Raw genomic sequence first — 26,135 nt, 5'->3', positions numbered from 1 at the left:
GGAGAAAAATTTATCTTGTTAAAGAAAATTATCAATTGCTGTAAATAAAGCTTCCATAGACATGGCACCTTCATACTTTTTACCATTAATAAAAAAGGTTGGTGTTGCTGTAACTCCAAGCTCTTTTCCACGTTCAAAAGATGCATTTACTTCGTCCAAAATGGATTGATTTTTCAGGCAAGCACTAAAGCTTTCATCCGTAAAGCCTGCCATAAAGGCAATTTTTTTCAATGGTTCTAAAGCATCTTTTGCCCCAGCCCACTCGTATTGTTTTTGAAACAAAACTTCTATCAAAGGAAAATAACGATCTTCTGGAGCGCACCTTGCCAACATAAAGCCAGCTGTTGCTCGAGGATCATAAGCAAAATCCCGGAAGATAAGTTTTACTTTACCTGTTTTGATATACTTTTTACGGAGCTCAGGAAGTATAACATTGTAAAAATCAGCACAAAAAGTGCATGTAAGTGAAGCATATTCAATAATGGTTACTGGTGCATTTTCTTCACCTTCAACTCTATCCTTAACTTTACCTGATTTAAGGAGTTCAGCCATATCAACGGTTGCTACTGGCTCAGTTTTACTTATCAAAGTTGTCGTTGCACGGGCCTGTGCAGTTATACTCCAAATAAAAATTACTACGAAAGATACGATGAAACGATAATTAATCATAAATAACACTTTTCTGTTCTACTTAAACAAATCTTTTCTGTTCTACTTAAACAAATAAAAATTTAATACCTCTTCATCAAGTGAAAGAAATACAAAATACCTTCCCATCTTTATTATTTTTTTTCAACAAAAATGCAATATCCAAGTTTGTAAAGCGATTGGTACAAGCTTTCATCTTCAATCCCTTCAAGCATTTTTTCCAAGCGTTGTTTCTTTTTTTCATCCGGAAACAATTTGATTTTCGGACGATCAGTGAAAACCGGTACCTGTTTTTGCTCAATTTTGATTCGGCCAATAGCGATATACCCAAAAAAACCATTAATTCTCTGAATCAATTCATCTGTTTCGTGCATTAATTTTAACGCAGCAAACCCTCCTTTACACGCTACCACAAGTGTTGCAGGATAAAATGTTTCACTTTGATCTGTTCGGCACTTCCAAATAATTTTAATTGGCATTGTATGTTCGCCAATATCTTGTCCTACAATCTGTGACCAATGTTCTATGAGTGATATATTAAGTCCTGTCCTTTTGCGTAAAATCGGATCAAGCATTTCGGATACCATTTCAGAAATAGAATAAAAATGGTATGTTTGTAATTTTTTGCTCATTCGATCCCAGACCATCTATCAAATCATTGACTAAATCATAACTGTTTTCTTTTCGAGATTAAAAGCTATTATTTTAAAAACTCAACATAAATACAGCTTAAGAAACCGCGTTTACTCAACTAAAGTTTCTATAATTAATTAACGAATTATGAATTATAAAATATATGCTTTGTTTGTATTTTAGATTTTTTATGCTTAATAACGATGTACGAAATTTCTTCGCTTCTTCTTTCTTGGTATGATAAAAATTATCGCCATTTACCATGGCGTATGTCCCCTCAAAAACAAATAAAAGGCATTTACCCTGATCCTTACCAAATTTGGTTATCAGAAGTCATGCTTCAACAAACAACAGTTGAAACTGTTAAACCTTATTTTAAAAAATTTCTAAAGCTTTGGCCTAATCTCTTCTCTTTATCACAAGCATCACAAGAGGATATCATGAAAGCATGGGCTGGTCTTGGCTATTATTCACGTGCACGCAATCTTAAAAATTGCGCTACTCAACTTGTTAAAAACCATGGAGGTAAATTTCCGCAGTCAGTAAAAATATTACGGACTTTACCCGGCATTGGAGACTATACCGCAGCAGCTATTGCTGCAATTGCCTTTGGTTATCCCGTAGCTGTTGTTGATGGCAATGTCGAACGTGTTATAACGCGCTTATTTGCTATTACTTCAGTATTACCTAAAGCAAAATCTGAAATCAAAGAAAAAACACAAGAAATCACTGATGTGCAACGCCCTGGTGACTTTGCTCAAGCTATGATGGATCTAGGAGCAACAATTTGTACACCCCGTAAACCATCTTGCTTACTCTGCCCTCTTCAAAGTGTGTGCAAAGCAATAAAAATGCAGACAGTAGAAGCTTTTCCAGTCAAAGCCCCTAAAAAAGAGCGTCCTTTTAAAATTGGCGCTGCTTTTGTAGCCCTTAATGAAAATAAACAAATTTACTTAGAAAAACGACAAAATACAAAACTACTCAATGGCATGACCCAAATTCCCAATAATATTGGGATAAATGAAGAAAATGGACTGCAAAATGCTCCCTTTTCTGCCAATTGGGAACTCAAGGGACAAATTACACATATTTTTACCCACTTTTCTTTAAAACTTAATGTCTATTGTGCTGATAATATTCGCGGAATAAAGCTTGAAAATGGTTGGTGGTGCGATATTCATCATCTTACCCAAGAAGCACTCCCTACTGTTATGAAAAAAGCCATTGCTATAGCTATTTCTTCTCCTTTTAAATTTAAATAACTTTATCCCTGTACAAAATAAGAATTTACTATAGTAATACTTAATCCGCGATTGACATCAATGCAACTTATATAACATTAGCCTTCAACATCTGTGAACGTATCATCATCCTTAAATCATCTATTGATTTCAATAGGCCATTTTCTTCATAGTACCAAAATGTCCAACCATTACAACTTTGCGAAGCTTGAGCCTTTCTTCCTATCATATGAATAGAGCCCGCTTCACCACCATACATAATAGTCCCATCAGCTCTCACAATAGCAGATATTTCCTTCTTCTTATCATAAAGAACACTTCCAGGATAAAGCAATCCTAAATCAAGCAAACTAGAAAATGCCACACGCGGTTCTGTCTTTTTTGTTTTTAAAATTTCTAATTCTGATTCAGCTAAAGGTTTAATCGCAGCAATTCTCTCACAGGCTGCATCAATGTAGTGTTGCTCTCTTTCAATCCCTACAAAATCACGGCCGAAAAGTTTAGCAACAGCACCTGTTGTTCCCGAACCAAAAAATGGATCAAGAATAACATCGCCAGGTTTGCTAGAAGCAATAATAATACGTGCTAGTAAAGATTGAGGCTTTTGTGTTGGATGTAATTTACGTCCTACTTTATCTTTTAAACGTTCAGCACCTGTACAAAGAGGGAAAAGCCAATCTGAACGCATTTGTCTATCTTCATTGGCAGCTTTTAAAGCATTATAATTAAATGTATATTTTTTGTCTTTTTGATCTCGAACAGCCCAAATAAGCGTTTCATGAGCATTTTGAAAGCGCCGTCCTCGAAAATTCGGCATAGGATTATTTTTACGCCAAATGATATCATTAAGCATCCAAAAACCTAAATCCTGTAATGCTGTGCCAACTCGAAAAATATTATGGTAAGATCCAATAACCCAAATTGTTCCATTAGGTTTTAACACACGACGACACGCAAGCAACCAGGCACGCGTAAAAGCATCATAAGCAGAAAAACTTTCAAACTGATCCCACGCGTCATCAACTGCATTAACACGCGAGTGATCTGGACGGTACAATACACCTTCTAACTGTAAGTTATAAGGAGGATCTGCAAAAATCATATCAACCGAATGTTTAGGAAGTTTTTCTAGTACTGCAACACAATCTCCTTTGAAAATTTTATTACGCCACTGCGTCTGTGAAGAAGTACAAACCTGATTTTTTTGTAGCTGAACAATTGTCATAAAACACTCAACAACACTAACCAAAATTACTCTATAATCAAAATGATTTATCGATCTAATTGTTCACTATCTTCACAAAATAGAGTAAATGTATCGTTAAGGTAATTTAAATTTATTTTATTCAATGCATGAAAAATAATTTCATATTGATAAATTTTTATTTTACTCCTTTATAGAATATTGTTCACATATCTCTTATCTTATTAATTTAATAAAACCAATCTTTCAAAATGTATCTTCATGAAACGAAAGTCTTCCAATATTATTTTATAAAACTCTTGAACTACCTTATAATAAGGAATATCTTATGCCGCAAATTGATCTCATTATTTTTGATTGTGATGGAGTTTTGGTAGACTCTGAATATCTTGTAGCAAAAATTGGATCGCAATTGCTAAAAAAAATAGGATATAAAATATCACCCGAAGAATTAAGCGAGCGTTATTCAGGACTTGTTTTTCAAGATACTCTGAAAAAAATTGAACAAGAAATAAAAAAACCAATTTCTGCTAATTTCATAGATCAAATGGCACATCTGTTTCGTGCACAAATGAAAACTGAATTACGTGTTATTAATGGTATAAAAGAAGCAATAGAAATTATTAAATCCTATTATTCCTATTGTATTTGCTCTAATGCAATGAGTATAGATATAAAAGATATGCTTAAAACTGTTAATCTCTATCATCTCTTTGAAAATAAAATATTCTCGGCACCTGAAGTTGGAACTAAAAAACCAAAACCTGCGCCTGATGTTTTTCTTTTTGCAGCACAAGAATTACGTGTACAACCAGAAAATACTATTGTTATAGAAGACTCTATTCATGGTGTATATGCTGCTGCAACAGCAAGAATGCGTGTCATCGGCTTTACTGGAGGATCCCACAGTTATCTTGGTCACTCTAATGCTCTTATAGAAGCCGGTGCAGAAACAGTTATTACGAAACACGCCCATTTGCTCGAAACCTTAGAAGCAATGAAAATATGGAGAGATTCACAATAAAAAGATACTTCCAACATATATCAGCTAATATATTCTCTCAGTAGTTTTTTACTAAAAGATTCAAGCATTATTCCTAAAAACTGGAACATATTCATACAGTTTAATAGTATACTACTATCAGCAAAGAGTAAAAGATAAAATTTATACACCTGCTAAAAAATAAATAAAAAAAATCGTGAAATACATAGAAATTAAGATATACACTTATACAAATTATTCATTGGGGAATTAATTATTGCAACGAATGATAACAATATCCTTGTATGAATAACAATCGATGGCGCTTACGCAATACACTTATAATCAATATAACATCACTCTTTTATAGAAATTTAACTTTTTCTAATTTGAATACCTGTTAGTTTAGTTAGTTTAAGAGCAATAATTATGATCAATTCGAATTTGCAATGCTATCGAAGCCTTAAAACAAGCCATTTAAAAACTGATATAAAATGACTTAAAAATATTTTCCCCTATTCTCCAACGGAACAAATCATATTCGTGAAACAATCCCAACAATTGATAGCACTATTTACCAAGAAAGCGATTGTCTGACTAATCTAAATAAAAGAAATTGCAGTAAAAGCCATCCGCAAAATAAAATCATATATCTTCCATGATTATTCTTTTTACCGTTTACCTTACCCAATTCTAATGCTAGCATTAATCTACCATGACCATTATGTCTAGAAAATCTTATAGATTATGGAGAGGGCTTTACAAATCTTGCTAATGATGAAAAAAATAGTAAAAGACTATATTTTTAAAATCGTGTACATCTTATTATAGTTAGCTACACTTGTTTAAGTTAGAAATATTCCAATGCTTTTATAATCGCGCATTTGGTTGATTGAATGGAGTAATAAATACATGGGTGTAGATATCAGCCGCCTCAGTAATGGTTTGTCTATCGCCACACATAAAATGCCACAAATTGAAAGTGTAGCACTTGGAATATGGGTTAAAGTTGGCTCACGTAACGAAACCTTTAAACAACATGGCATTGCCCATCTACTTGAACATATGGCTTTCAAAGGAACAGAAAACCGTACAGCATTTAAAATTGCAACTGATATTGAAGATGTCGGGGGAGAAATCAATGCTACCACGAGTATTGAAACAACCGCCTATTTTGCCCGTGTCCTCAAAGAAGATATCCCTCTTGCTATCGATATTTTAGCCGATATTATGACATGTTCAAAATTTGACGAAGATGAATTAGAACGTGAAAAACAAGTTATTTTTCAAGAAATTGGCGCTACTTGTGATGTTCCTGATGATATCGTTTTTGACCATTTTACTGAAACAGCCTTTCGCCATCAATCTCTTGGTCGTTCTATTTTGGGAACACAACAAACAGTTCAATCGTTCACATCTGCCGATCTTCACAATTTTATGAATCAACAATATAGTGCAGATCGCATGGTCGTAGTTGCTACAGGAGCTGTAGAACACGAAGATTTTTTGCGCCAAGTGGAAAGTTGTCTTGGCACCTTTCGTTCCCATTCAACAGCTCCTTTAATCAATCTTGCTAATTATATTGGTGGTGATTTTCGCGAATATCGTGATCTAATGGATACACAAGTTGTACTTGGTTTTGAAGGACGCCCATATCATGCGCATGATTTTTATGCTGCTCAGATTCTTTCAATCATTCTCGGAGGAGGCATGTCATCACGTTTATTCCAAGAAGTTAGAGAAAAGCGTGGCTTATGTTATTCTATTTACGCTTTTCATTGGGGATTTTCAGATACTGGGCTCTTCGGCCTTCATGCTGCTACCGGACAAGAAGGACTAGAAACACTTTTACCTGTTATTCTTGATGAACTCTGTAAAATAAGTAAAAATATTCATACAAATGAACTTCAACGAGCACAAGCACAGTATCGTGCTAATCTTACAATGTCACAAGAAAATCCGTCTAGTCAAGCACATCTCATTGCTCGCCAAATGCTTCTTTATGGTAGACCAATTCCAATCTCTGAAATGACTGAATGTTTAGAACTTATTACCTTAGAACAGCTAACTGATCTAGCTAAACGTCTTTTTATTAACTCTAACCCAACGTTTGCAGCTGTTGGTCCTACTGGACCACTCATGAATTTTGACGATTTAGTATCAACTCTTTCGCCTAATATAAACTGTCTTCTCTAAAGAAAAGTATTTCTTAAAAACTTTAATTAGAAAAAAATTTGATACGCATAAATTATTCTAAAGCCTAATAAACCCCAAAATACGCACATATTTTTAATGCAAATCATCATAAAAATTTTTCTTATTAAATAAGTTTGGGAAACTTTCATCAAAAAAGCGAGCAAAGCTATCCAATTAATATTTCATATGATAAATAATTTAATAAACAAGAGTATATTGCGTGAAATCTGACAACGAATGGTTGAATTTTTCCTTTTACAAAGAACAAAATTCCGTTAGTTTTAAGACTCATTGGTGCGAGCAGATATCTGATTTATTTTTGTATAAAATCATATGATTTTTTCAAAAGAAAATAACAACCGCTTTTTATAAAAATAACAACTAAAAAGTGGAAGTATTTTCTCGAAAATCTCATTTAAAATTAAATAGCTTCAAATACTGAGAGTAATGCAGCGTGAAGAGTTTGAGTAAAATAATCAATATCATTCTTGTTATAATAATTAGTCTTTTTGTACACCTTGCATCAGCACAAGCAATCGAGCCAATCAAAATTTCTCCTCAGGATATAGCTATTGATCTGTCAAAAGCTATCGAAATTCATCATACCAATAACTCTATCTTCCAAACAAGTACAGCACCAGGACCAGATGGTATTATATGGCGCATTGAAGTACAGGCAAAAAGTGAAAATTTTTCTGGAAACTGGGCAGTATTTGCCCTTGCAAATCCAACAGATGAACAAATTGACCGTCTTATTGTTATCCCCCATTATAGGATGGCCCATTCAGGTTTTCTTTGGCCAAATCTTGGATCAGTACGTATCCAATCCATTACGCCAAGTGCAGGTTTTTCTCTTGATCGTCAAACTAATGCAAATTCAGATATTTTTCGTATTACTCTCAACCCTGGCACTGTGATTACATTTGTTGCAGAATTAAGCTCTAAAAATCTACCACAAATCTACCTATGGCAACCCGAGGCTTATAAAGATACAATTAATTCATATACGCTTTATCATGGTATCCTTCTTGGTATATCAGGACTTTTGGCACTCCTATTAACTATTTTATTTGTCGTTCGTGGAACGAGTCTTTTCCCTGCAACAGCTGCTGTTGCTTGGGCTGTTCTTTTCTACATTGGTATTGATTTCAACTTTTGGAATAAAATCTTTGCAATTACACCAATAACAGAGCCAATTTGGCGTGCTGGTACAGAAGTTGCACTTGCTGCAACACTCTTTATTTTTCTGTTTACTTATCTTTGTCTCAACCGTTGGCATTACCACTTTAGCTATGGTGCGATTATATGGATTATATCTCTCTGCGGACTAGGAGCATTTGCTATTTATGATCCCAGTAGAGCAGCTGGAATCGCTCGCCTATCATTTGGTCTCACAACTATACTTGGTATTATCTTGATCGGCTATTTTTCAATCCGTAGATATGACCGTGCAATCATGCTTATTCCAACATGGTTGTTAATTAGCTTCTGGTCTCTTGAAGCTTATGCCTGCATAATAGGATATTTAGACAATGATATTGTTCAACCAGCTCTAGCAGGAGGATTGGTCCTCATTGTTCTTCTTATCAGCTTTCTTGTCATGCAACAAACGTTTTCTAATGATGCATTCCATGAGGGAATTTTTTCCGATCTTGAACGACAAGTTCTGGCCGCAAGAGGAGCTGGAAGTATTATTTGGGACTGGAATGTCGAGCGTGACCGCATTGTTGTTCACCCAGATATGACAACCCTTTTTGGTCCTGAAACCTGCAAACTCAACGGTACTATGAGCGACTGGATCTCAGCCTTGCATTATGATGATCGTGAGCGTTTTCAGGCTGTTTTAAATATTATTCTTGAACATAAAAAGGGACGCATTGATCAGATTTTTCGGCTCTCCTCCGGTGGTGGTCATTATCATTGGTTTTCCCTCCGTGCACGCCCAGCTATCCAAAAAGATGGAAAGATTACCCGTGTTATCGGGAGTATTGTCAATATTACCAATCATAAAAAAGCCGAAGAACGTTTACTATACGATGCAATTCATGATAGCTTAACCGGTCTTCCTAACCAACAAATTTTTCTCGATAGATTACAGAATTATGCCTCTTTAGCCAAAGCAAATATAAAAATTAGGCCAACCATCTTTATGATTGATTTTGATAATTTTCGTCAAATTAATCGCAAATTAGGCATAGCTGTTGGGGACACTGTCCTCTTGATAATTGCACGTCGTTTAAGCCGCCTTATTAACCTGCAAGACACCTTATCACGCCTTTCTGCAGATCGTTTTGCAATTATTTTACTCAGTGAAACAGAACCAAAAAAAATTGCAATGTTCGCAAATCATCTGCATAAAACAATCTCAGCACCTATTACTCTTGAAAAGAAAACTATAATGCTTTCAGCATCGATTGGTTTGGTTACATGGAGCGACAACAGATTAACTGCTCAAAATATTTTCAATGACAGTGAACTGGCAATGATCCACGCGAAACAAATGGGTGGTAATCATATTGAACCTTTCCGTCCCAATTTCCGTACTTTAGACCTCGAGCATAATAATATAAATAAAGATATTCATCATGCTATCAAGCGTAATGAAATAAAAATCCTCTACCATCCTATTCTTAATTTATCAGATGGACAAATTATTGGTTTTGAAACAATCGTTGAATGGCACCATCCAAATCATGGAAATTTAAATGTCCATGATTTTATCAAAATCGTAGAAAGCGAACAACTCGTTATGGATTTGGTACAATTCATCATTGATCATGCTATTGTAGATCTTATAAATATACAAGAAAAATGTACTAAACATCCTTTCTTTATTTCTATCAACTTACCAAGCGCAGAAATGATTCACCCTGACTTTATAAGTCAATTACGCTCTACCCTTCTTCGCAATCCGGTCAATAAAGGACGATTAATGATAGAAATATCTGAGCTTGTTTTAAGAAAAAATCCTGAACAATCAGCTCATTTTTTTGAACAGATTAAATCATTAGGAATGAATCTAGCATTGGATAATTTTGGAACAGGATATTCATCACTTACATACCTTGTCCGTTATCCATTCGACATGGTTAAATTAGACCGTTCACTTATCTCTATCGATTCACCTAAGAAAAAACTTGTGCTTAAATCAATTATCAGAATGGCCACTGATCTTAATTTACAGATAATAGCAGAAGGGGTAGAAAATGAAAAAGAAGCTATCTTTTTACGACAAGAAGGCTGTAAATATGTTCAAAGTACAATCGTCACTAAACCAATCGCCATCGAAGAATTAGTTGCTCTTGTTCAAAACCACTTCTCTCATACCTATAATAAGTAACATTATAAAAAGCTTCAAGAAATAAGAAATAATCTATGCATGACCTACTTCAGAAATAAGAGAGGTTGGACTAATCCCCATGCGAATGAAGCTTTCATCATACTTACTACTGATATTACTTTCAAAGAGAAAACTAGGAGATGTAGGACTAATTAACCAACCATTTGTATAAATCTCCGTTTCAAGCTGTCCTGCTTTCCATCCAGCATAGCCCAAAGCTATAAGGGCATGTTGCGGCCCCTGCCCACAACTCATGGCTTTTAACACATCAAGGGTTGTAGTAAGACAGATTTTGTCTGTAATAGATATGGTTGCTTCACAAGCATAATCATCTGAATGTAGTACGAAACCACGAGATGTATCAATAGGCCCACCACAACGTATTGGAAACTTTTTTATTGGCTCAGAAAGATATTTTTTTTGATTTTGATTAATCACTCCAAGCTGAAGCAAAAGCTCAGGAAAATTAATATTGTGCAACTGATTGAGAATAATTCCCATAGCACCAGCATTAGAATGGGCACAAATGTAGATAACAGAACGAACAAAGCGCTTGTCATTCATTCCGGGCATTGCTATGAGCAACTGTCCATTCAAAAATCCCTCACGCTGTTTCATAATTTGATAATCTCCATAATCCAATTTTTCAACTTCAATTCAGTCAGTACTAACAAAGAATAAAGCTCAAATGAAAAAATTGCAAATATTTCCAAATATACAAAGAATTTCAAATACTTTTCAGAAAAATCTCTTAGTAATTTTGAAAATAATATTCGTATTTTTAGGATTTTTCTACTTCCTTATTAATTCTCAAGCAGAACAAAATCCATATCTTATTGCAACACCTTGGCATGAATCAGAAGGTGGTCGTGCCAGATTAGCTATAACTTCATCTTCTCTTTCTAGAATAAAAAACGGCATTATTGAAATTACTTTAAAACCAAAATGGAAAACCTATTGGAGAAATCCAGGAAATTCCGGTATGGCACCATTTTTTAAATTTAACCAACAGGTGTCTTATGAAATTCTTTATCCTACACCACAACTTTATAAAACACAAAATGATTGGTCATTAGGCTATAAAAATAAAGTCGTACTGCCCTTTAATGTTTCTGGTTCAAACGAAAATCTAAGCGGTTCTTTAACTCTTGGAATGTGTGATGAAATTTGTATCCCTTTTACTATTGATTTTAATTTTTCCTCATCTAATCCAGATAATACTTCTCTTTCCCCATCCTTATTAAAAAAAGCTCAAGATATTTTACCTCGTACAGCACATAATGCATTAAAAATACATGCTGAAAAAGATGGAAATACCCTCTTAATAAAAATAAAAAATAATCAAATAATCACAACTTCTGCTCTCTTTTTAGATGGAGGAACAATGCAAATTGGGCCAGCAAAAAAGATAAGTGATTATGAAGGATATGCAGTTTTTAGTGCACCTATATATTTCGATTCAGATGAATTAAAGAAAACAGTTTTTTATACAGTTTCTTATAAAGACTATGCTTTAAGTGGAACATTCACAATAAACACACAATCAAGCCATACTGTTATTCCATAAGATAAAAATTATGCTGAAAAACGTCCATTTTCACGATATTCAGTAATTGCTTTACGTGCAAGTGCGTCTGCACGCTCATTATCTGGATGGCCAGCATGACCTTTTATCCAGTGCCATTTGATATCATGGCGAGAACAGACATCATCAAGGGCTTGCCATAACTTCATATTTTTAACAGGATTTTTTGATGCGGTGCGCCAATTATTTTTTTTCCACCCCTCAAGCCATGTAGAAATCCCATTGCGCACATAAGCTGAATCGGTATAAAGTTCAACTGAACATGATTCCTTTAGAACATTTAATGCACGAATTGCCGCCATAAGTTCCATTTGATTGTTGGTCGTATATACTTCTCCACCGTAAAGTTCACGTTCATAACCATTCCATCGTAAAATTGCCCCCCATCCTCCCAGACCAGGATTTCCTGAGCAAGCACCATCTGTATAAATTTCAATGACTTTCTTTCGATCTAACATAACATGAAACTCCACCTCAGCTAAAAAGTTCACATTACTCCCAAAATAAGGCTCATGCCAACATTTGAACGAATTTTTTGAACAACAAGACTATCCAGAAGCTCATTACATTACTTCTAGGAATGTGTGAGTCAAAAAATGTAAAGTCACATTAAACCAGAAACTATCCTGGCAACAATAACGCGCATTAAAATTGCTAATCTATATGCCTTTTCCAATTAACTTATCGTGTTATCATTTCTGAAGCACTAATCATAACAAGAAAGTTGGATATAAACGCTGCAGAGAAATACATAAAAATAAATTATCTTTTGAAAAATTTTCATAAGCGTTAAAATGAGTATTATTTCTATCTGTATAAAATTCGAGATTTTCATTATCCTCTCTTTTTCTTTGATGAGAGAGGTAGTTTATCGAGTAACATGTAAAAATTCTTAGAACTAGTTTATATAACCGCTATTATTTCATTTTTTCACGCATGCTTTTATTATCATCATTTTTATTTCTAAATGTCTCTGCTCTTCCCTTAATAAAAGCTACATCTTGAGGGGATAAATTGATATCACGCAATTCACGATTTACTAGAAACGTTTCCGTTTCCACTATAGTTTCAGCTAATTCTATTTTGACATCATAACGCGCACGAAAAGCTGTAATAATTTCATCAACAATAATTTCAGGAGCTGATGCCCCCGCTGAAAGGCCAATAACTGAAAGAATACCTAGATTATCAAAATCAATTTCATTAGCACGCTGAATTAAAATAGATTGACGCGCACCAAATCTTTCAGCAACCTCTACCAAACGTCTAGAATTAGATGAGTTCGGTGAACCAACAATTAAAAATAAATCACTCTCCAATGCCGCTGCCTTAACAGCATCTTGTCGATTAGTAGTAGCATAACAAATTGATTCAGCCGCTGGGGCTGCTAACGCAGGGAAACGTCGTTGTAATACATTGATAATCTCTGCTGTATCTTCAACGGAGAGTGTTGTTTGTGTTACAAATCCTAATTCATTCGGATTATCCGGTTGATAATGTAAAGCATCTTCTACCGTTTCAATCAATGTCATAGCCCCTTCTTTAAGCTGCCCCATGGTTCCAATTACTTCAGGATGACCAGCATGACCAATCAATATAACATGACGACCATGACGTTGATGACGAATTGCTTGTTTATGAACCTTAGAAACTAATGGACATGTCGCATCAAGATAAAACAGATTATAACGAACAGCCTCTTCTGATACAGACTTTGGCACACCATGAGCAGAAAATACAACAGGTTGACTACGATGTGCCTCAGGTATTTCATGAAGTTCTTCAATAAAAATAGCTCCCCGCTTCTGCAAGCCTTCAACAACATAACGGTTGTGTACAATTTCATGACGAACGTATACCGGAGAACCATATTTTTTTAATGCCAGAATAACAATCTGGATGGCACGATCAACACCAGCACAAAACCCGCGCGGACCACAGAGGCGAATTGTTAAAGGGGGAAGTATAGACATAATTTATCCTTAATATCCATAAACTTTTACCCAAACTTATATTTTTTACATTATATACAAACAGTGTAAAGAAACTGAAAGCATTCCCCTTAAGCTTATTAATCATCGCTTATCCAAATGCATCAAATCATTCGATACAACTTCTCTTTTCATATCAAAAAGTTCTCTTTTCATATCAAAAAGTAATGACAAATCACCACTCTTGCTAACATCATGAAAAAATTGTATAAATCACTGTATATATTATACAAGTTCTTGATCAATAATATCTAATTAAGCATTTTTATATAATTATCTTCTCATACCAGAATTTGTTTTAACTCTTCAATAATAGCTATCTCCTATCATTACGCCTTTTTCTCACTAGTCAAATCCATATTTTCTCAGCATTTTTAGTAGGGAGCCCATATCATGCATGAACTCTCACTCCTCATGATATCTAAGGCTTAGAAGCGTATGAACTGAAAGTTTAATCATTGCTACACACTAATATTAGAATGTCATCAGCTTCACTAAGCGTCCCTGTTTCAGCAATTTAAAATAGCATCTTGTTTAAAGCCATATCTACTACCAATTCCTCGCGCTCAGCTTTGATCATATAATTTTTAAATTTTTTTCTATAGAGCCTTCCTACGGAGTATATACTGTTTAATAGTAGCACATTAATACTGTTATAACCTGTTTTTTCAACTCAATCATTGCTGCAAACCGCAATATCATTATAAATCCTAATTATCATAAACCCAACAATCGTTCTCATGTAAAAAATTCTTTTCAGCTTTAATTTTAATAAGCTACCGAAATCACCTACCTTAATTTACGATTATAGAATGTTATTTCCCCATCCGTACATTCATATTTTTGGATATAGAAAGAGATCCTCTCATTTAACACCTAATAATACCTAACCAAAAAAATTAATGAAATATTTTAAAAAGGAGCATCTCTACAACCCCTATATGTATACTATCTAAAGCATTATCATAATTGTAATACGTTCATATTTAAAAAATTTTAGTATTCCAAATATAAGCTCTATGATCTCTTATAACTCTTTTATCTCTTGATAAACAGCTTTTGCCTTCAAACACTCATAACCTTTAACCTGAGAATTGGGGTTTATATTAATTAATGAAACTTCTCCTCCCCTTACAAGTCTGCTTTTTGTAAACCCAATCATGGCTATAAACCGTAGATTCACAAAAACTAGTTTTCAAACTGAGAAAAAAACTAAAAATAAAGTATAGGCTTTAAAGAAATTAATAGAATCACTAACTATAACATCCCTCATATTTTAATGAAGATATCAATTTGGTTAGGGAAACGTGGGCCCGGAGGGACTCGAACCCCCAACCAAGCGGTTATGAGCCGCTGGCTCTAACCAATTGAGCTACAGGCCCCACAAATAGGTTTTCTCTAAACTAAAATATCCTATTATACAAGAGCTTGCTTTAAATTATACTTCGTCTTTTTTCTCTTTCCTCTCGTTTTTTTTCTCTCAGCACCCTAACTCCTTTACAATGAGTGCCAGAAATGGGAAAGTAATAGAATACATAATTATAAGGAATGAACATGACTAAAATAATTTTCCAACTGTTGAACACCTACCGAATAAAATTGTCGATATTGACTGTATTATCTCTATTCGCTACTTCACTCTTCATAAATGCTGAAGAAACGATCAAAGATGCACCAACGATTACAGTTACAGCAACTGGTGAAAACCAAGCAACACCAGATATGGCAATTATCAATCTAGCCGTTGTTACTCATGACACAACTGCCCAAAAAGCATTAGCAGCAAATAATAAATTTATGAATGACATTGTGAATACTTTTAAAAATAATGGCATTCAAGCAAATGACTTGCAAACATCAGGCTTATCTATATACCAGACTAATTCAGATAAAAAACGAGAAAAAAAGAATAATGAAATAATTTACCATGTTTCAAATTCTTTAACAGTAAATATCCGTGATCTTGCCAATGCTGGTAAAATATTTGATCAAGCAATGGCACTTGGTGTTAATTCTGTTAATGGCATTACCTTTACCAATGCCGATACAAAGCCATTATACAAAGAAGCACGTAAAAAAGCTATTGCTGAAGCTATTGAAAAAGCAGAGACTTTAGCTCAAGCAGCCAATGTAAAATTGGGAAAAATTATTACAATTAGTGAAAATAATAATGGACATTATCCAACACCACGTCTCATGAGTAGAGCGCAGCATGCAAGAAGCTACACAGATACAAATTTTTCAGGAGGTGAATTGAATTATAATGTCAGTGTAACCATAACATTTGCTATCGACGAATAGTCATCAATCACTTAATAAAAATAATTACATCATCGGTTTTTATAGAAAATTCCGGTGGTATATTGGCAATAAGATTCTCTTGATGATAATTCATCGTCATGAATTTTAATCTGTTCACGTTCAAAAATTGAGTTTGATGTACTGTCTGAAAATCTTTCGATACTAACGGGTGCGACCATAGAAGATCTTTACTTTCATTACCCAACCTACAAACACAACTCTCTGACAATCAATTAACTATTTTAACCGTAGCAATATCCAATAATACAAAATCTGTAAATAATTGATTTACGATGAGCATAATTTTTACACTGATAAATATTTATCCAAAAGACAACACGCAACATTAGTTGCATAGATATCACCCATATCGTCATCTTATAATTTATTCAAGCAAAAACATTCACAACCATCATAAAGACTTTCCCACTCAGTATTAGACATTTCCTATAATTTTTTACTTTTCCAAAAGTGAATCTCTTCACTCATAAACAGTATAATCCCTTCCATAAAACAATTCGCTTAAAGAATAAAATAAATAAAATTTGATCTATTATTCATATTATATTTTTTTACCTATCTTTAAAATGTATTATTATTTTTAATTAAGAATCAAGAAAACTGCGTAATTTGCGTGAACGGCTAGGATGCTTCAACTTACGAAGCGCCTTTGCTTCGATTTGACGAATACGCTCGCGGGTAACTGAAAATTGTTGACCAACTTCTTCTAATGTATGATCAGTGTTCATTCCAATACCAAAACGCATTCGTAAAACACGCTCTTCACGCGGCGTTAATGAAGCAAGAACACGGGTTGTTGTATCTCGCAAATTAGCCTGAATAGCCGCATCAATTGGTAATAACGCGTTTCTATCCTCAATAAAATCACCTAAATGAGAAGCATCTTCATCACCAACAGGAGTTTCAAGTGAAATAGGTTCCTTTGCAATCTTAAGCACTTTTCGCACTTTTTCTAATGGCATAGAAAGTTTGCTAGAGAGTTCCTCTGGTGTAGGTTCACGTCCAATTTCATGTAAAATTTGGCGCGATGTACGAACGATTTTATTAATTGTCTCAATCATATGAACAGGAATACGGATAGTCCGTGCCTGATCAGCAATAGAACGTGTAATTGCTTGACGAATCCACCATGTCGCATAAGTTGAAAATTTATATCCACGCCGATATTCAAATTTATCAACAGCCTTCATCAGACCGATATTACCTTCTTGAATAAGATCAAGAAATTGTAAACCACGATTAGTGTATTTTTTGGCAATTGAAATTACAAGGCGCAAATTAGCTTCCACCATTTCCTTTTTAGCAATGGCCGCTTCACGCTCTCCTTTCTGTACTTGTGTAACAATTCGACGAAATTCACCAATTGAAATAGCAGTTTCTTGCGCAAGATTTTGTATTTCACTACGCAAATTTTGAATAACTTTGGCTTCACAAGTTGAAAACTCTTTCCAACCACGCCCTGATAAAGCTGCAATATAATTAACCCAATCTGCATCTAACTCACGACCTTGATATTCTCTTAAAAAATCTTCATGCCCAATCCCATAGTTACTAGCAAGCCGCTTCAACTTACCTTCGCTATGTATCAACCGCTTATTGATATCATAAAGTTGCTCAACCAATGCCTCAATACGGTTTTGATTCAAAGAAAGAGATTTTACTGCTTGAATTAAATCATCTTTCAATTGGTTATATTGTTTCCTTTGAGCAGATGAAAGAGGTTCTTCTTTGCGATATGATAAACTGCTTTCAACTTGTTGATCTTGTAACTTACGTAACTTTACATAAGTATCAGCAATAAAGTCTAAAGTTTCCACAACTTGAGGGCATAACTCATTTTCCATTGCTGCAAGCGATAAGTTGACTTCATCATCATCTTCGTCATCATCTTCCCCTCCTATATCTTCTTCAATATCATCCATATCACGCATGCTAGAAGATAGTGTTTCCTCTTTTATCTTTTTTACTTCACTCTCCTCAATAATCGGTGCCTGCTTCGCTTCTGGACCAGCATAAGTCATCTCAAGATCAATAATTTCACGAAGAAGAATACGTTGTTCTTTTAACTCTTCACGCCAAATAATTAAAGCCTGAAATGTTAAAGGACTCTCACAAAGCCCAGAAATCATTGTTTCACGTCCGGCCTCAATACGTTTAGCAATAGCAATCTCACCTTCACGCGAAAGTAGTTCAACAGCCCCCATTTCACGTAAATACATACGCACTGGATCATCAGTTCGATCAGCTACCTCACGCTTAGATGTTGTTGCAACTGCATAGTTCGTGGCTTCTACTAAATCGCCACCTTCTATTGCGATTTCTTCCTCATATTGTTCAGACTCAATTTCATCTTCATCGTCTATAACATTAATGCCCATTTCAGAAAACATCGCCAATGTATCTTCAATTTGTTCAGACGTGAATTCATCAGCAGAAAGAGCTGCATTCAATTCATCCATTATCACGTAGCCATTTTTTTTGGCGAGTTTAATCATTTTTTTGATAGCATCATCGGAAAAATCAAGAAGAGGACCATCCGAGCTCACTTTGCCCATTTCTTCCACACTATCTTTTTGTTTAACCTTTGTTGCCATACTGTTAACTCCACTTGATCACTATGCAAACTTCATGTGATCAACTTATTGTATTCTTACTTAGCGCACCAAAATTTCTTATTATGCACTGTTGATGGGATTAATCTTCTATTCAAAAAGACACACTTTTGTATACACCTTTTCACACAAAAATACGGGAACACTATAGAAGTCTTCCCGATATCTCTCAGTCTTTCTGAGAAAATATCTGTACCACATAGTAAGAATCAATTTCCCGCTTTTCCTAAAATTTAGCCATCATTCTTCACAAAAACGTCATTTCTTATAATAGACTTTATATATCAATATATCAGACTTGGTGACTGATTCGCTTTTAAAAAGCGAATCATTTTATTCTATTTTGGTTTACTCTCATATATTTTTTCGCAAAACCAAGATCCGAATCCCTCAATTAAAGCCTCTGTTGCTTGAGTTTGTTCTAACTCGGCCTTCGTCTCACGAAGTAGATCAAAAACCTCATCTCTAGGATTTTTTATGAGTTGCTCTTCAATATCTTGTAATCTCTTATGTAGGTGGTGTTCTTGAAGATGCAAGTAGATGGCTTGTTTTAATACAGTACGAGCATCTTCTATAGGAGCTCCCCCAAAAGTAATCCGCATACCAACTTTTTGCACAAGGCTATCTATATACTCTAAAATAGCTTTTTGCCCTTTTTTTTCTAAAAATACAGCCATTGTCTCTTTATCACACAACTCTTGATTTCCAAGAATTTCCAACATAGACTGATGTAAACTTATTAATTGATCATTTTTTAATTCTAATTTTGCAAGAACTTCGAAATTCTCATACCACAACTCAGGGTAGTACGCTAAAATAAGCAAAATAACTGCTTCGCGTAAAGGAATAAAATTTTTTGAACTGCGGACTATATTAGAATTTGCCAATGCAGAAAAAGATTGATCTTTAAACATTCCATCTTTTTGATCTTGGACATATTTTTCTTCATTCTTTTGCTTCAAAAAAGATGAACGAAAAAAATCAAAAAGCCGTCTTTTTATATCTTGAAAATAATAGCGGCGTATATCTTGATCCTTAATTGTCGATATTTGCTGTTTTAGTTCTCGCTCCAATGCGGCACGCGCTTCTGGAGTTGTAAAATGTTTTCCAAAAGTAGCACGCCACCATAAAAGCTCAATCAACGGAATTGACTTTTGAACAAAAGAAGAAAAAAGATGCGCACCCCCTGCACGAATAATTTCATCTGGATCTTTGCCATTTGGCAATAAAACAAAACGCACAGACATTCCTGCTTTTAAAAGAGGAAGCACACGATCAGCAACACGGAAAGCAGCTTTTAAACCGGCATCATCTCCATCAAAACACAAAATCGGATTAGGCTCCATTTGCCATAAAAGTCCAATTTGCGTTTCCGTCAATGCTGTTCCTAAAGGAGCAACTACTTTTTCAAAACCAACCTTAGTTAAGGCAATTACATCCATATAGCCTTCAACAACAAGAATAGAATGTGCTTCTCCCTTTACTGAGGAACGACTATTTTTGCGAGCAGATGCTGCATTATAAAGCGTATTACCCTTATGGAAAAGCACCGTTTCAGGACTGTTTAGGTATTTTGCTTGTGCATTTTTATCTAACGAACGACCTCCAAAAGCAACCACACGGCCACGTAAATCTTTAATAGGAAATATAATACGATTTCTAAACCGATCATAGGGAATAGCAATATCTTCACCAGATATAAGAAGACCACAATCCTCCATCTGCTTTAGCGAAATACCACGTGCACTCAATGCATCTTTCAAAGCTGTACGCCCTACCGGAGCAAACCCAATCTGAAAGCGCTTTGCGAGTTCTAATGTCACACCACGTGCACCAAGATAATGACGTGCTTGAGTCCCAATTTGATGGTGTAAGTTATTTTGAAAAAAATCCGCGGCTATTTTCATAATATCATAAAGATCATTTTTTTTTATTTCACCCTTATGATTTTGTAAATCAAAAACAGGTAATTTCATACCTGCAAAACCAGCCAAACGCTCTACAGATTCGGAAAAGCGCAATCCATCAAGTTCGCAAAGAAAAGTAAAAATGTCACCGCTTGTATTACAACCAAAACAATAATAACGACCTTGACGATCATCACAATGGAAACTTGGAGTTTTTTCACCGTGAAATGGGCAGCAACACCAAAAATCACCACGCGAAGGTTTGCTTTTTTTTGGATCAAATGTCACCCTTTGGCCAATAACCGTTGAAATCGGTAACCTGGCGCGAATCTCATCAAGAAAATCAGGTGGAATACGCATTATCTCTCACAGAGTTTGAAAATTCTTTATTTGTATTTTAATTACTTTAAAGCATAATTCCAACACTTCATCTTAAGTAATAAACGAATTTCTAAATGAATAATCGCATATGGCTCAGAAATGGAGACAGAAAAAGTGCCCAAATTTTTTGTTCAATATCCATCGCTAGAAATGATCTCTTGGTTGGTTGTTCTCATTCTTATTGCGCTTTTAACTAATTTTTTAGCACGCATTTTACTTATTCACGGAAAAAAACAACTTTCTGCTTTTCTGCACAAAAATACAACGACAGACATTGAACATATCACTAAGTACATAGCTTATATTGCGTCGGCTTTTATTCTTTCAACCGGTATCAATTTTATACCGACATTGCCCAATATATTCAGTACGATTATCCGGAATGTTTCTAATGCCTTTATCATTTTTATCGTTGCTTTAACAATTTCTACTCTTTTTAATATCATTAATACCTTTTACGAACAAAGGCCTGCAGCAAGGTTAAAGCCAATAAAAGGGTACATTCAAATAACTAAAATTGCACTTTTTACTCTTACTGCTATTTTTATATTGGCCACATTAATAGACCGCTCACCGCTGATCCTTTTCTCTGGTCTTGGTGCAATGGCAGCTGTTTTGATTTTGATCTTTCAAGATACGTTGCTTTCTCTTGTTGCAGGAATTCAAATTTCATCTACTGATATGGTACGCGTCGGAGATTGGATTGAAATTCCTAATCTCGGTGCAGATGGTGATGTCATTGAAATTGCGCTTCATACTGTAAAAGTTCAAAATTTTGATAAAACAATTACCACAGTTCCTATCCGTAAACTTGTAACCGATCCTTTCAAAAATTGGCGCGGTATGGAAGAATCAGGTGGAAGACGTATCAAACGATCCTTACTTATTGATCAAGCAAGTATCCGCTTTCACACGAAAGAAGAAGAAGAATATTTGGCAAGATTTAATCTACTAGAAAACTATTTTGCACAAAAAATACCCGAAATTAATGAATGGAATGCTCGCTTAGAAAAAAATCATGATGTAATGGCTAATACTCGCCGTTTAACTAATATCGGTACCTTCCGTGCTTATGTTTTATCTTATTTAAAAGAGCATCTAAATATCAAAAAAAATGCGACTTTAATAACACGGCAATTACCTCCTACCCCGAATGGTTTACCCTTAGAGATTTATTGCTTTACGAATACTACCATTTGGGAAGAATATGAACAAATTCAAGCTGATATTTTTGATCATCTTTATTCTATTCTCCCTGATTTTGGTCTCAAACTTTTTCAAAATCCATGCGGTTATGACTTAACACGTGCAGGTTATAATCTAAAACATACATTGGAAACAAAACAAAATAATAAACTTTAATCACTTTGATTCTTTGAAGAAACCCTTAGTCATAAAATAATAATCTATTCCATTTTAGAAAAACAAAGAATACTCTGAAATTCTTACTTAAGAGATCCTTTCGCATAAACAAACAGCCAATCCTTACCTCTTTGAAACAACTATTATCTTTACTGTATGGATTGGATTTAGTCATTACTTAAAAAAAAATCTAAACAAAACTATAATAAATTTTTAAACAACAAGCTTTCTTTAAAAACTCAACAGATAAGTCTTGACCTTGAAACGACTTACTCTAGTTTTTACTTTAATTTAAAGATAATAGTTTAAGTTTAAACATAGGAGAGTAGAATGGAAAATACATATATTGGCTGGATTTTAGCTATTATTATTGGTGGACTCTCAGGTTGGATTGCACAATATTTTATGAATAGTCGAACAGGAATATTTTTAAATATTATCTTGGGTATTGTTGGTTCTGCATTAGCCAGTTTCCTTCTAAGTTTTTTAGAAATCAATCTTGCTGGTTGGCTTGGTTATCTGATTTCAGGTTTTATTGGAGCCTGCATCCTTATATGGATTGGCCGAAAAATTCGATCATAAAATACTTACTTATTTTTTTAAACGGTGTTCTTTATCACCTTTTAAAGAAAACAAAACGCTATTTTTATTGTGGAACTGTAGATATCACAAACCGAGTGCATAATCATCTTGTTTACAACTTTTCTACAACACTACCCAGTACAAAAACATGAGCTAAAAAATAAAAATATAAAAAACGAAGAACTTGCCATTTTTAAAATCTTCTGTTTAAATTTTTTTGTGTATCTCCGTGTTATAATTATATATTAACATTGTGTATTCTCTAACATCAGTTTGAGATGTGTAATAAGCAGTGACAGATATAAGAACTTTTGCTTTTCCAAAATTAAAGTGGCTACCTGATCAAGACCATTCAATACCTACTGCTGTCAGCGATTGGCTGATAGAATCAGGCTCTATGACTCGTCGTTTTGAACGTTATTGTTCTTCAGTACATGCTGAACCGCAACGTGAGTGCTTTATAACGCGTAATGAATTAGAAGAGGAAGCTGATCACCTCTCAAATAGTTCACGTTACTGGCTACGCGAAATTGTGCTTATAGGAGATAACAAGCCTTGGTTACTGGGACGTACAGTTATTCCACAAGAAACCCTTGATCATAATCAAACTCTAATGCATTTAGGAAACGTACTGTTAGGACGTTATTTGTTCAGCAGTAATGAATTAACTCGCGATTATATTCACATTGGCCAACAAGGTAGATTGTGGGCACGCCGTTCTCGTCTGCACCTAGAAGGTAAACCGTTGCTTATAACTGAAATTTTTTAAAAAGATTCACCGTTATATAAGTCATAGACTTTCCATAAATAAAACAGGAATGTTTTGTTTGTATATCAGCAAACAATCATAGTTTTTCTATTTAAAAATCTTTCCACAACATAACTTGTGCCGAGTTGATATTGTTTTATCAATATTACAGAGATATTACCTGTCTCAGAAAATCTAACAATTTTAAAACATCCTAGTATGTATTTTGCTTTTAGTATTTCACAAAGGTTACTATTCACTTTAGAAAAAATGATACCTTACATAGTGTTTCTTTACCATATCGCGATTTTCCCATATTTTGTATTTCGTTTTCTTTAAAGCTTAACAAAATCCCATGCAACTTCTTTCCCATCATGCTGATGAGACAAAGTTCACAACTAATAACTCCTTTATTGGTTCTTTTGATTCATTCTAAGTAGCTGATTTTTCGATAAATACTGCTTTCTTACGTTGTCGAATTATTTTAACTAAAATAAATTGCATCCAACTATCATTTATTTTCAACTTTCCTCATTATGAGAAAAATATTATAATCCTTAGTTGTAGCATGATACGAAACATCTTTCATTCTATTTTTTCAAAGAATTTTTGCGTGCCATATTAACTCTAGTTATAATACATAAATTTATTTAAGTGAAAGCATAAACCCTCATCAATTTTTAAATACGCTGTAATGCAGAATAAAAAATAATTCATAATACAGTTTTAGAAAACTCAAAAATTGATCTTTACCTCCTCGTAGAATGTACCTATACTTTAATCCTAAGCAGAAAATTACAACAACAATATACAGCATTTATTATAGTTGTGCGGTTTTTTCTCGACTTTGATTATTATGTCTTCAGATAGTAAATTGTGAGCACAAACGATGATACAAGCCACCTCGTTTCCCAGTCCTTGGAACACAAATAAACCTACAGCTCTTTTGATTTTAGCCAATGGAACAGTAATTGAAGGTAAAGGTGCAGGTGCTACAGGTATTGTTGAAGCTGAAGTATGTTTTAATACCGCTATAACAGGCTATGAAGAAATCCTCACAGATCCATCATATACAGGGCAAATTGTTAATTTTACTTTTCCTCACATCGGTAATGTAGGAGCTAATCGAGAAGACATTGAAGACCTTACATCCCCCAATTACCACGGTGCAGTTGGTGCTATTTTCAAAGCAGATATTACTGGTCCTTCTAACTACCGCGCACATGAGAATCTAAATCAATGGCTTAAAGAACGCAAAATTATTGCACTTTACGATATTGATACACGAGCACTAACTGCTCTTATCCGTGAAAAAGGTGTACCAAATGCAATCATTGCTCATGACCCAAATGGAAATTTTGATGTCAATGCTTTAAAAAAGCGTGTAAAAAAATGGTCTGGTCTTATTAATCTTGATCTCGCAAAAGAAGTAACATCAAAAAAATTGATAGAATGGAATGAAAAACCATGGATATGGAATAAAGGTTATAGTGTAAATAGCAAACGTAATTTTCACATTGTCGCAATTGACTATGGCATTAAACGCAATATTCTTCGTCTTATATCAGCTCTGGGTGCACGCGTAACTATTGTGCCAGCATCTACAAATGCAGATGAAATTCTATCTATGAATCCTGACGGTATTTTTCTTTCTAATGGCCCAGGAGATCCAAGTGCTACGGCTAAATACGCTGTTCCAACTATCAAAACATTCATTGATTGCAACATACCAATTTTTGGCATCTGCCTTGGTCACCAGCTTCTTTCTCTTGCTGTAGGAGCAAAAACTATAAAAATGCATCAAGGGCATCATGGTGCTAATCATCCTGTTAAAGACTTTACTACTGGCAAAGTAGAAATTGTATCAATGAATCATGGTTTTACTGTAGATAAAACATCGCTCCCACAACATGTTGAGGAGACACATATTTCTCTCTTTGATGGTTCAAATTGCGGCATTCGAATTCTTGAAAAGCCGATTTTTTCTGTTCAATATCATCCAGAAGCTTCGCCTGGACCTCAAGACAGCCATTATCTCTTTCAACGTTTTCGCAATTTGATTGTAGATTATAAAAAAACAGCCTAATCACATAGTTTTTGTTTCTAGACTCTCCTTAAAATTCTTATAAAACCTTTATCTTCTGCAAACTAGTATAAGTAATTCCTGATCATTTATCAAAGATACCCTTGTGACGATGTTTCGAATTATGGGAATAGAAAGAAATTTACCATACACTCCCATAACTCATAAAAATATTACTATGGTCACTCTCAAACCTGTCTCACGCAAAACCTGACTCAACAGCATTATAGCCAAAACTAACTCCATGATCATATTAAGACATAAATTAAATTTGAAATATAATGGTGATTATCATCATAACCATAAACAAAAAACATA

At 34.4% G+C, this 26,135-nt stretch carries 18 protein-coding genes and 1 tRNA gene; 10 read left to right on the top strand and 9 right to left on the bottom strand.

The genetic code is table 11. The features are described from left to right. Window positions 1-18: 18 nt before the first annotated feature. Window positions 19-669 carry a DsbA family protein gene (locus T420_RS0101780; RefSeq protein WP_013544715.1) on the bottom strand — a complete coding sequence of 217 codons (651 nt, stop codon included), beginning with the start codon at window positions 667-669 and terminating at the stop codon, window positions 19-21. Between the two features lie 113 nt (window positions 670-782). Next, the gene (locus tag T420_RS0101775; protein WP_026501086.1) at window positions 783-1,280 is read right to left on the bottom strand and encodes a DUF721 domain-containing protein; all 498 of its coding nucleotides are present in this window, start codon (window positions 1,278-1,280) and stop codon (window positions 783-785) included. Window positions 1,281-1,484: 204 nt separating this feature from the next. Here T420_RS0101775 and mutY point away from each other — a divergent pair, with 204 nt between their 5' ends. Continuing rightward, window positions 1,485-2,543, top strand: coding sequence for an A/G-specific adenine glycosylase (gene mutY / locus T420_RS0101770; protein WP_013544713.1), 1,059 nt, complete (start codon window positions 1,485-1,487; stop codon window positions 2,541-2,543). Window positions 2,544-2,610: 67 nt separating this feature from the next. Here the strand turns inward: mutY and T420_RS0101765 are convergent, their stop codons facing one another. After that, complete coding sequence (locus T420_RS0101765; protein ID WP_026501085.1) at window positions 2,611-3,747, bottom strand: site-specific DNA-methyltransferase; 1,137 nt, start codon at window positions 3,745-3,747, stop codon at window positions 2,611-2,613. A gap of 307 nt (window positions 3,748-4,054) precedes the next feature. Between T420_RS0101765 and T420_RS0101760 the strand changes: the two genes are divergently transcribed. From T420_RS0101760 to T420_RS0101750, 3 genes are all read left to right on the top strand, one after another. Then, on the top strand, window positions 4,055-4,750 hold the full coding sequence (locus tag T420_RS0101760) for an HAD family hydrolase (protein WP_013544711.1): 696 nt from the start codon (window positions 4,055-4,057) through the stop codon (window positions 4,748-4,750). An 870-nt stretch (window positions 4,751-5,620) separates the two neighbouring features. Next, the gene (locus tag T420_RS0101755; RefSeq protein ID WP_013544710.1) at window positions 5,621-6,904 is read left to right on the top strand and encodes a M16 family metallopeptidase; all 1,284 of its coding nucleotides are present in this window, start codon (window positions 5,621-5,623) and stop codon (window positions 6,902-6,904) included. 454 nt (window positions 6,905-7,358) lie between these two features. Continuing rightward, a complete protein-coding gene (locus T420_RS0101750) occupies window positions 7,359-10,244 on the top strand; it encodes an EAL domain-containing protein (protein WP_013544709.1) in 2,886 nt (961 codons plus the stop codon). A 33-nt stretch (window positions 10,245-10,277) separates the two neighbouring features. Here the strand turns inward: T420_RS0101750 and T420_RS0101745 are convergent, their stop codons facing one another. Then, window positions 10,278-10,862, bottom strand: coding sequence for a YqgE/AlgH family protein (locus tag T420_RS0101745; RefSeq protein WP_013544708.1), 585 nt, complete (start codon window positions 10,860-10,862; stop codon window positions 10,278-10,280). A gap of 70 nt (window positions 10,863-10,932) precedes the next feature. Here T420_RS0101745 and T420_RS0101740 point away from each other — a divergent pair, with 70 nt between their 5' ends. After that, the gene (locus T420_RS0101740; protein WP_026501084.1) at window positions 10,933-11,811 is read left to right on the top strand and encodes a protein-disulfide reductase DsbD domain-containing protein; all 879 of its coding nucleotides are present in this window, start codon (window positions 10,933-10,935) and stop codon (window positions 11,809-11,811) included. Window positions 11,812-11,819: 8 nt separating this feature from the next. On the opposite strand, the gene rnhA is transcribed toward T420_RS0101740, so the two are convergent. The 3 genes from rnhA to T420_RS0101725 all read right to left on the bottom strand — a co-directional run bounded on the left by rnhA (window position 11,820) and on the right by T420_RS0101725 (window position 15,202). Next, window positions 11,820-12,287, bottom strand: coding sequence for a ribonuclease HI (rnhA, locus tag T420_RS0101735; RefSeq protein ID WP_013544706.1), 468 nt, complete (start codon window positions 12,285-12,287; stop codon window positions 11,820-11,822). Between the two features lie 459 nt (window positions 12,288-12,746). After that, window positions 12,747-13,802 (bottom strand): 4-hydroxy-3-methylbut-2-enyl diphosphate reductase, encoded by a 1,056-nt coding sequence (ispH, locus tag T420_RS0101730; protein ID WP_013544705.1) that lies wholly within the window; start codon window positions 13,800-13,802, stop codon window positions 12,747-12,749. Window positions 13,803-15,128: 1,326 nt separating this feature from the next. After that, window positions 15,129-15,202 (bottom strand) — tRNA-Ile (locus T420_RS0101725). 172 nt (window positions 15,203-15,374) lie between these two features. Between T420_RS0101725 and T420_RS0101720 the strand changes: the two genes are divergently transcribed. Then, complete coding sequence (locus T420_RS0101720; RefSeq protein WP_013544702.1) at window positions 15,375-16,121, top strand: SIMPL domain-containing protein; 747 nt, start codon at window positions 15,375-15,377, stop codon at window positions 16,119-16,121. A gap of 605 nt (window positions 16,122-16,726) precedes the next feature. On the opposite strand, the gene rpoD is transcribed toward T420_RS0101720, so the two are convergent. Then, entirely contained in the window at window positions 16,727-18,736 is a 2,010-nt protein-coding gene (gene rpoD, locus T420_RS0101710) for an RNA polymerase sigma factor RpoD (protein WP_013544701.1), read from the bottom strand. 356 nt (window positions 18,737-19,092) lie between these two features. Beyond that, the gene (dnaG, locus tag T420_RS0101705) at window positions 19,093-21,021 is read right to left on the bottom strand and encodes a DNA primase (RefSeq protein ID WP_013544700.1); all 1,929 of its coding nucleotides are present in this window, start codon (window positions 21,019-21,021) and stop codon (window positions 19,093-19,095) included. Window positions 21,022-21,156: 135 nt separating this feature from the next. Here dnaG and T420_RS0101700 point away from each other — a divergent pair, with 135 nt between their 5' ends. The 4 genes from T420_RS0101700 to carA all read left to right on the top strand — a co-directional run bounded on the left by T420_RS0101700 (window position 21,157) and on the right by carA (window position 25,820). Then, on the top strand, window positions 21,157-22,404 hold the full coding sequence (locus tag T420_RS0101700; protein ID WP_013544699.1) for a mechanosensitive ion channel family protein: 1,248 nt from the start codon (window positions 21,157-21,159) through the stop codon (window positions 22,402-22,404). Between the two features lie 330 nt (window positions 22,405-22,734). Next, window positions 22,735-22,986 carry a GlsB/YeaQ/YmgE family stress response membrane protein gene (locus T420_RS0101695; protein WP_013544698.1) on the top strand — a complete coding sequence of 84 codons (252 nt, stop codon included), beginning with the start codon at window positions 22,735-22,737 and terminating at the stop codon, window positions 22,984-22,986. A 292-nt stretch (window positions 22,987-23,278) separates the two neighbouring features. Then, window positions 23,279-23,755, top strand: coding sequence for a chorismate lyase (ubiC, locus tag T420_RS0101690; RefSeq protein WP_013544696.1), 477 nt, complete (start codon window positions 23,279-23,281; stop codon window positions 23,753-23,755). 868 nt (window positions 23,756-24,623) lie between these two features. Further along, window positions 24,624-25,820 carry a glutamine-hydrolyzing carbamoyl-phosphate synthase small subunit gene (carA, locus tag T420_RS0101680; protein ID WP_013544694.1) on the top strand — a complete coding sequence of 399 codons (1,197 nt, stop codon included), beginning with the start codon at window positions 24,624-24,626 and terminating at the stop codon, window positions 25,818-25,820. Window positions 25,821-26,135 lie beyond the last annotated feature (315 nt).

It is taken from the genome of Bartonella clarridgeiae ATCC 51734, assembly GCF_000518185.1.
Classification (GTDB): domain Bacteria; phylum Pseudomonadota; class Alphaproteobacteria; order Rhizobiales; family Rhizobiaceae; genus Bartonella; species Bartonella clarridgeiae.
Note: the sequence above shows the minus strand (reverse complement) of the source record. Positions and strands in the feature narration are given on the sequence as shown.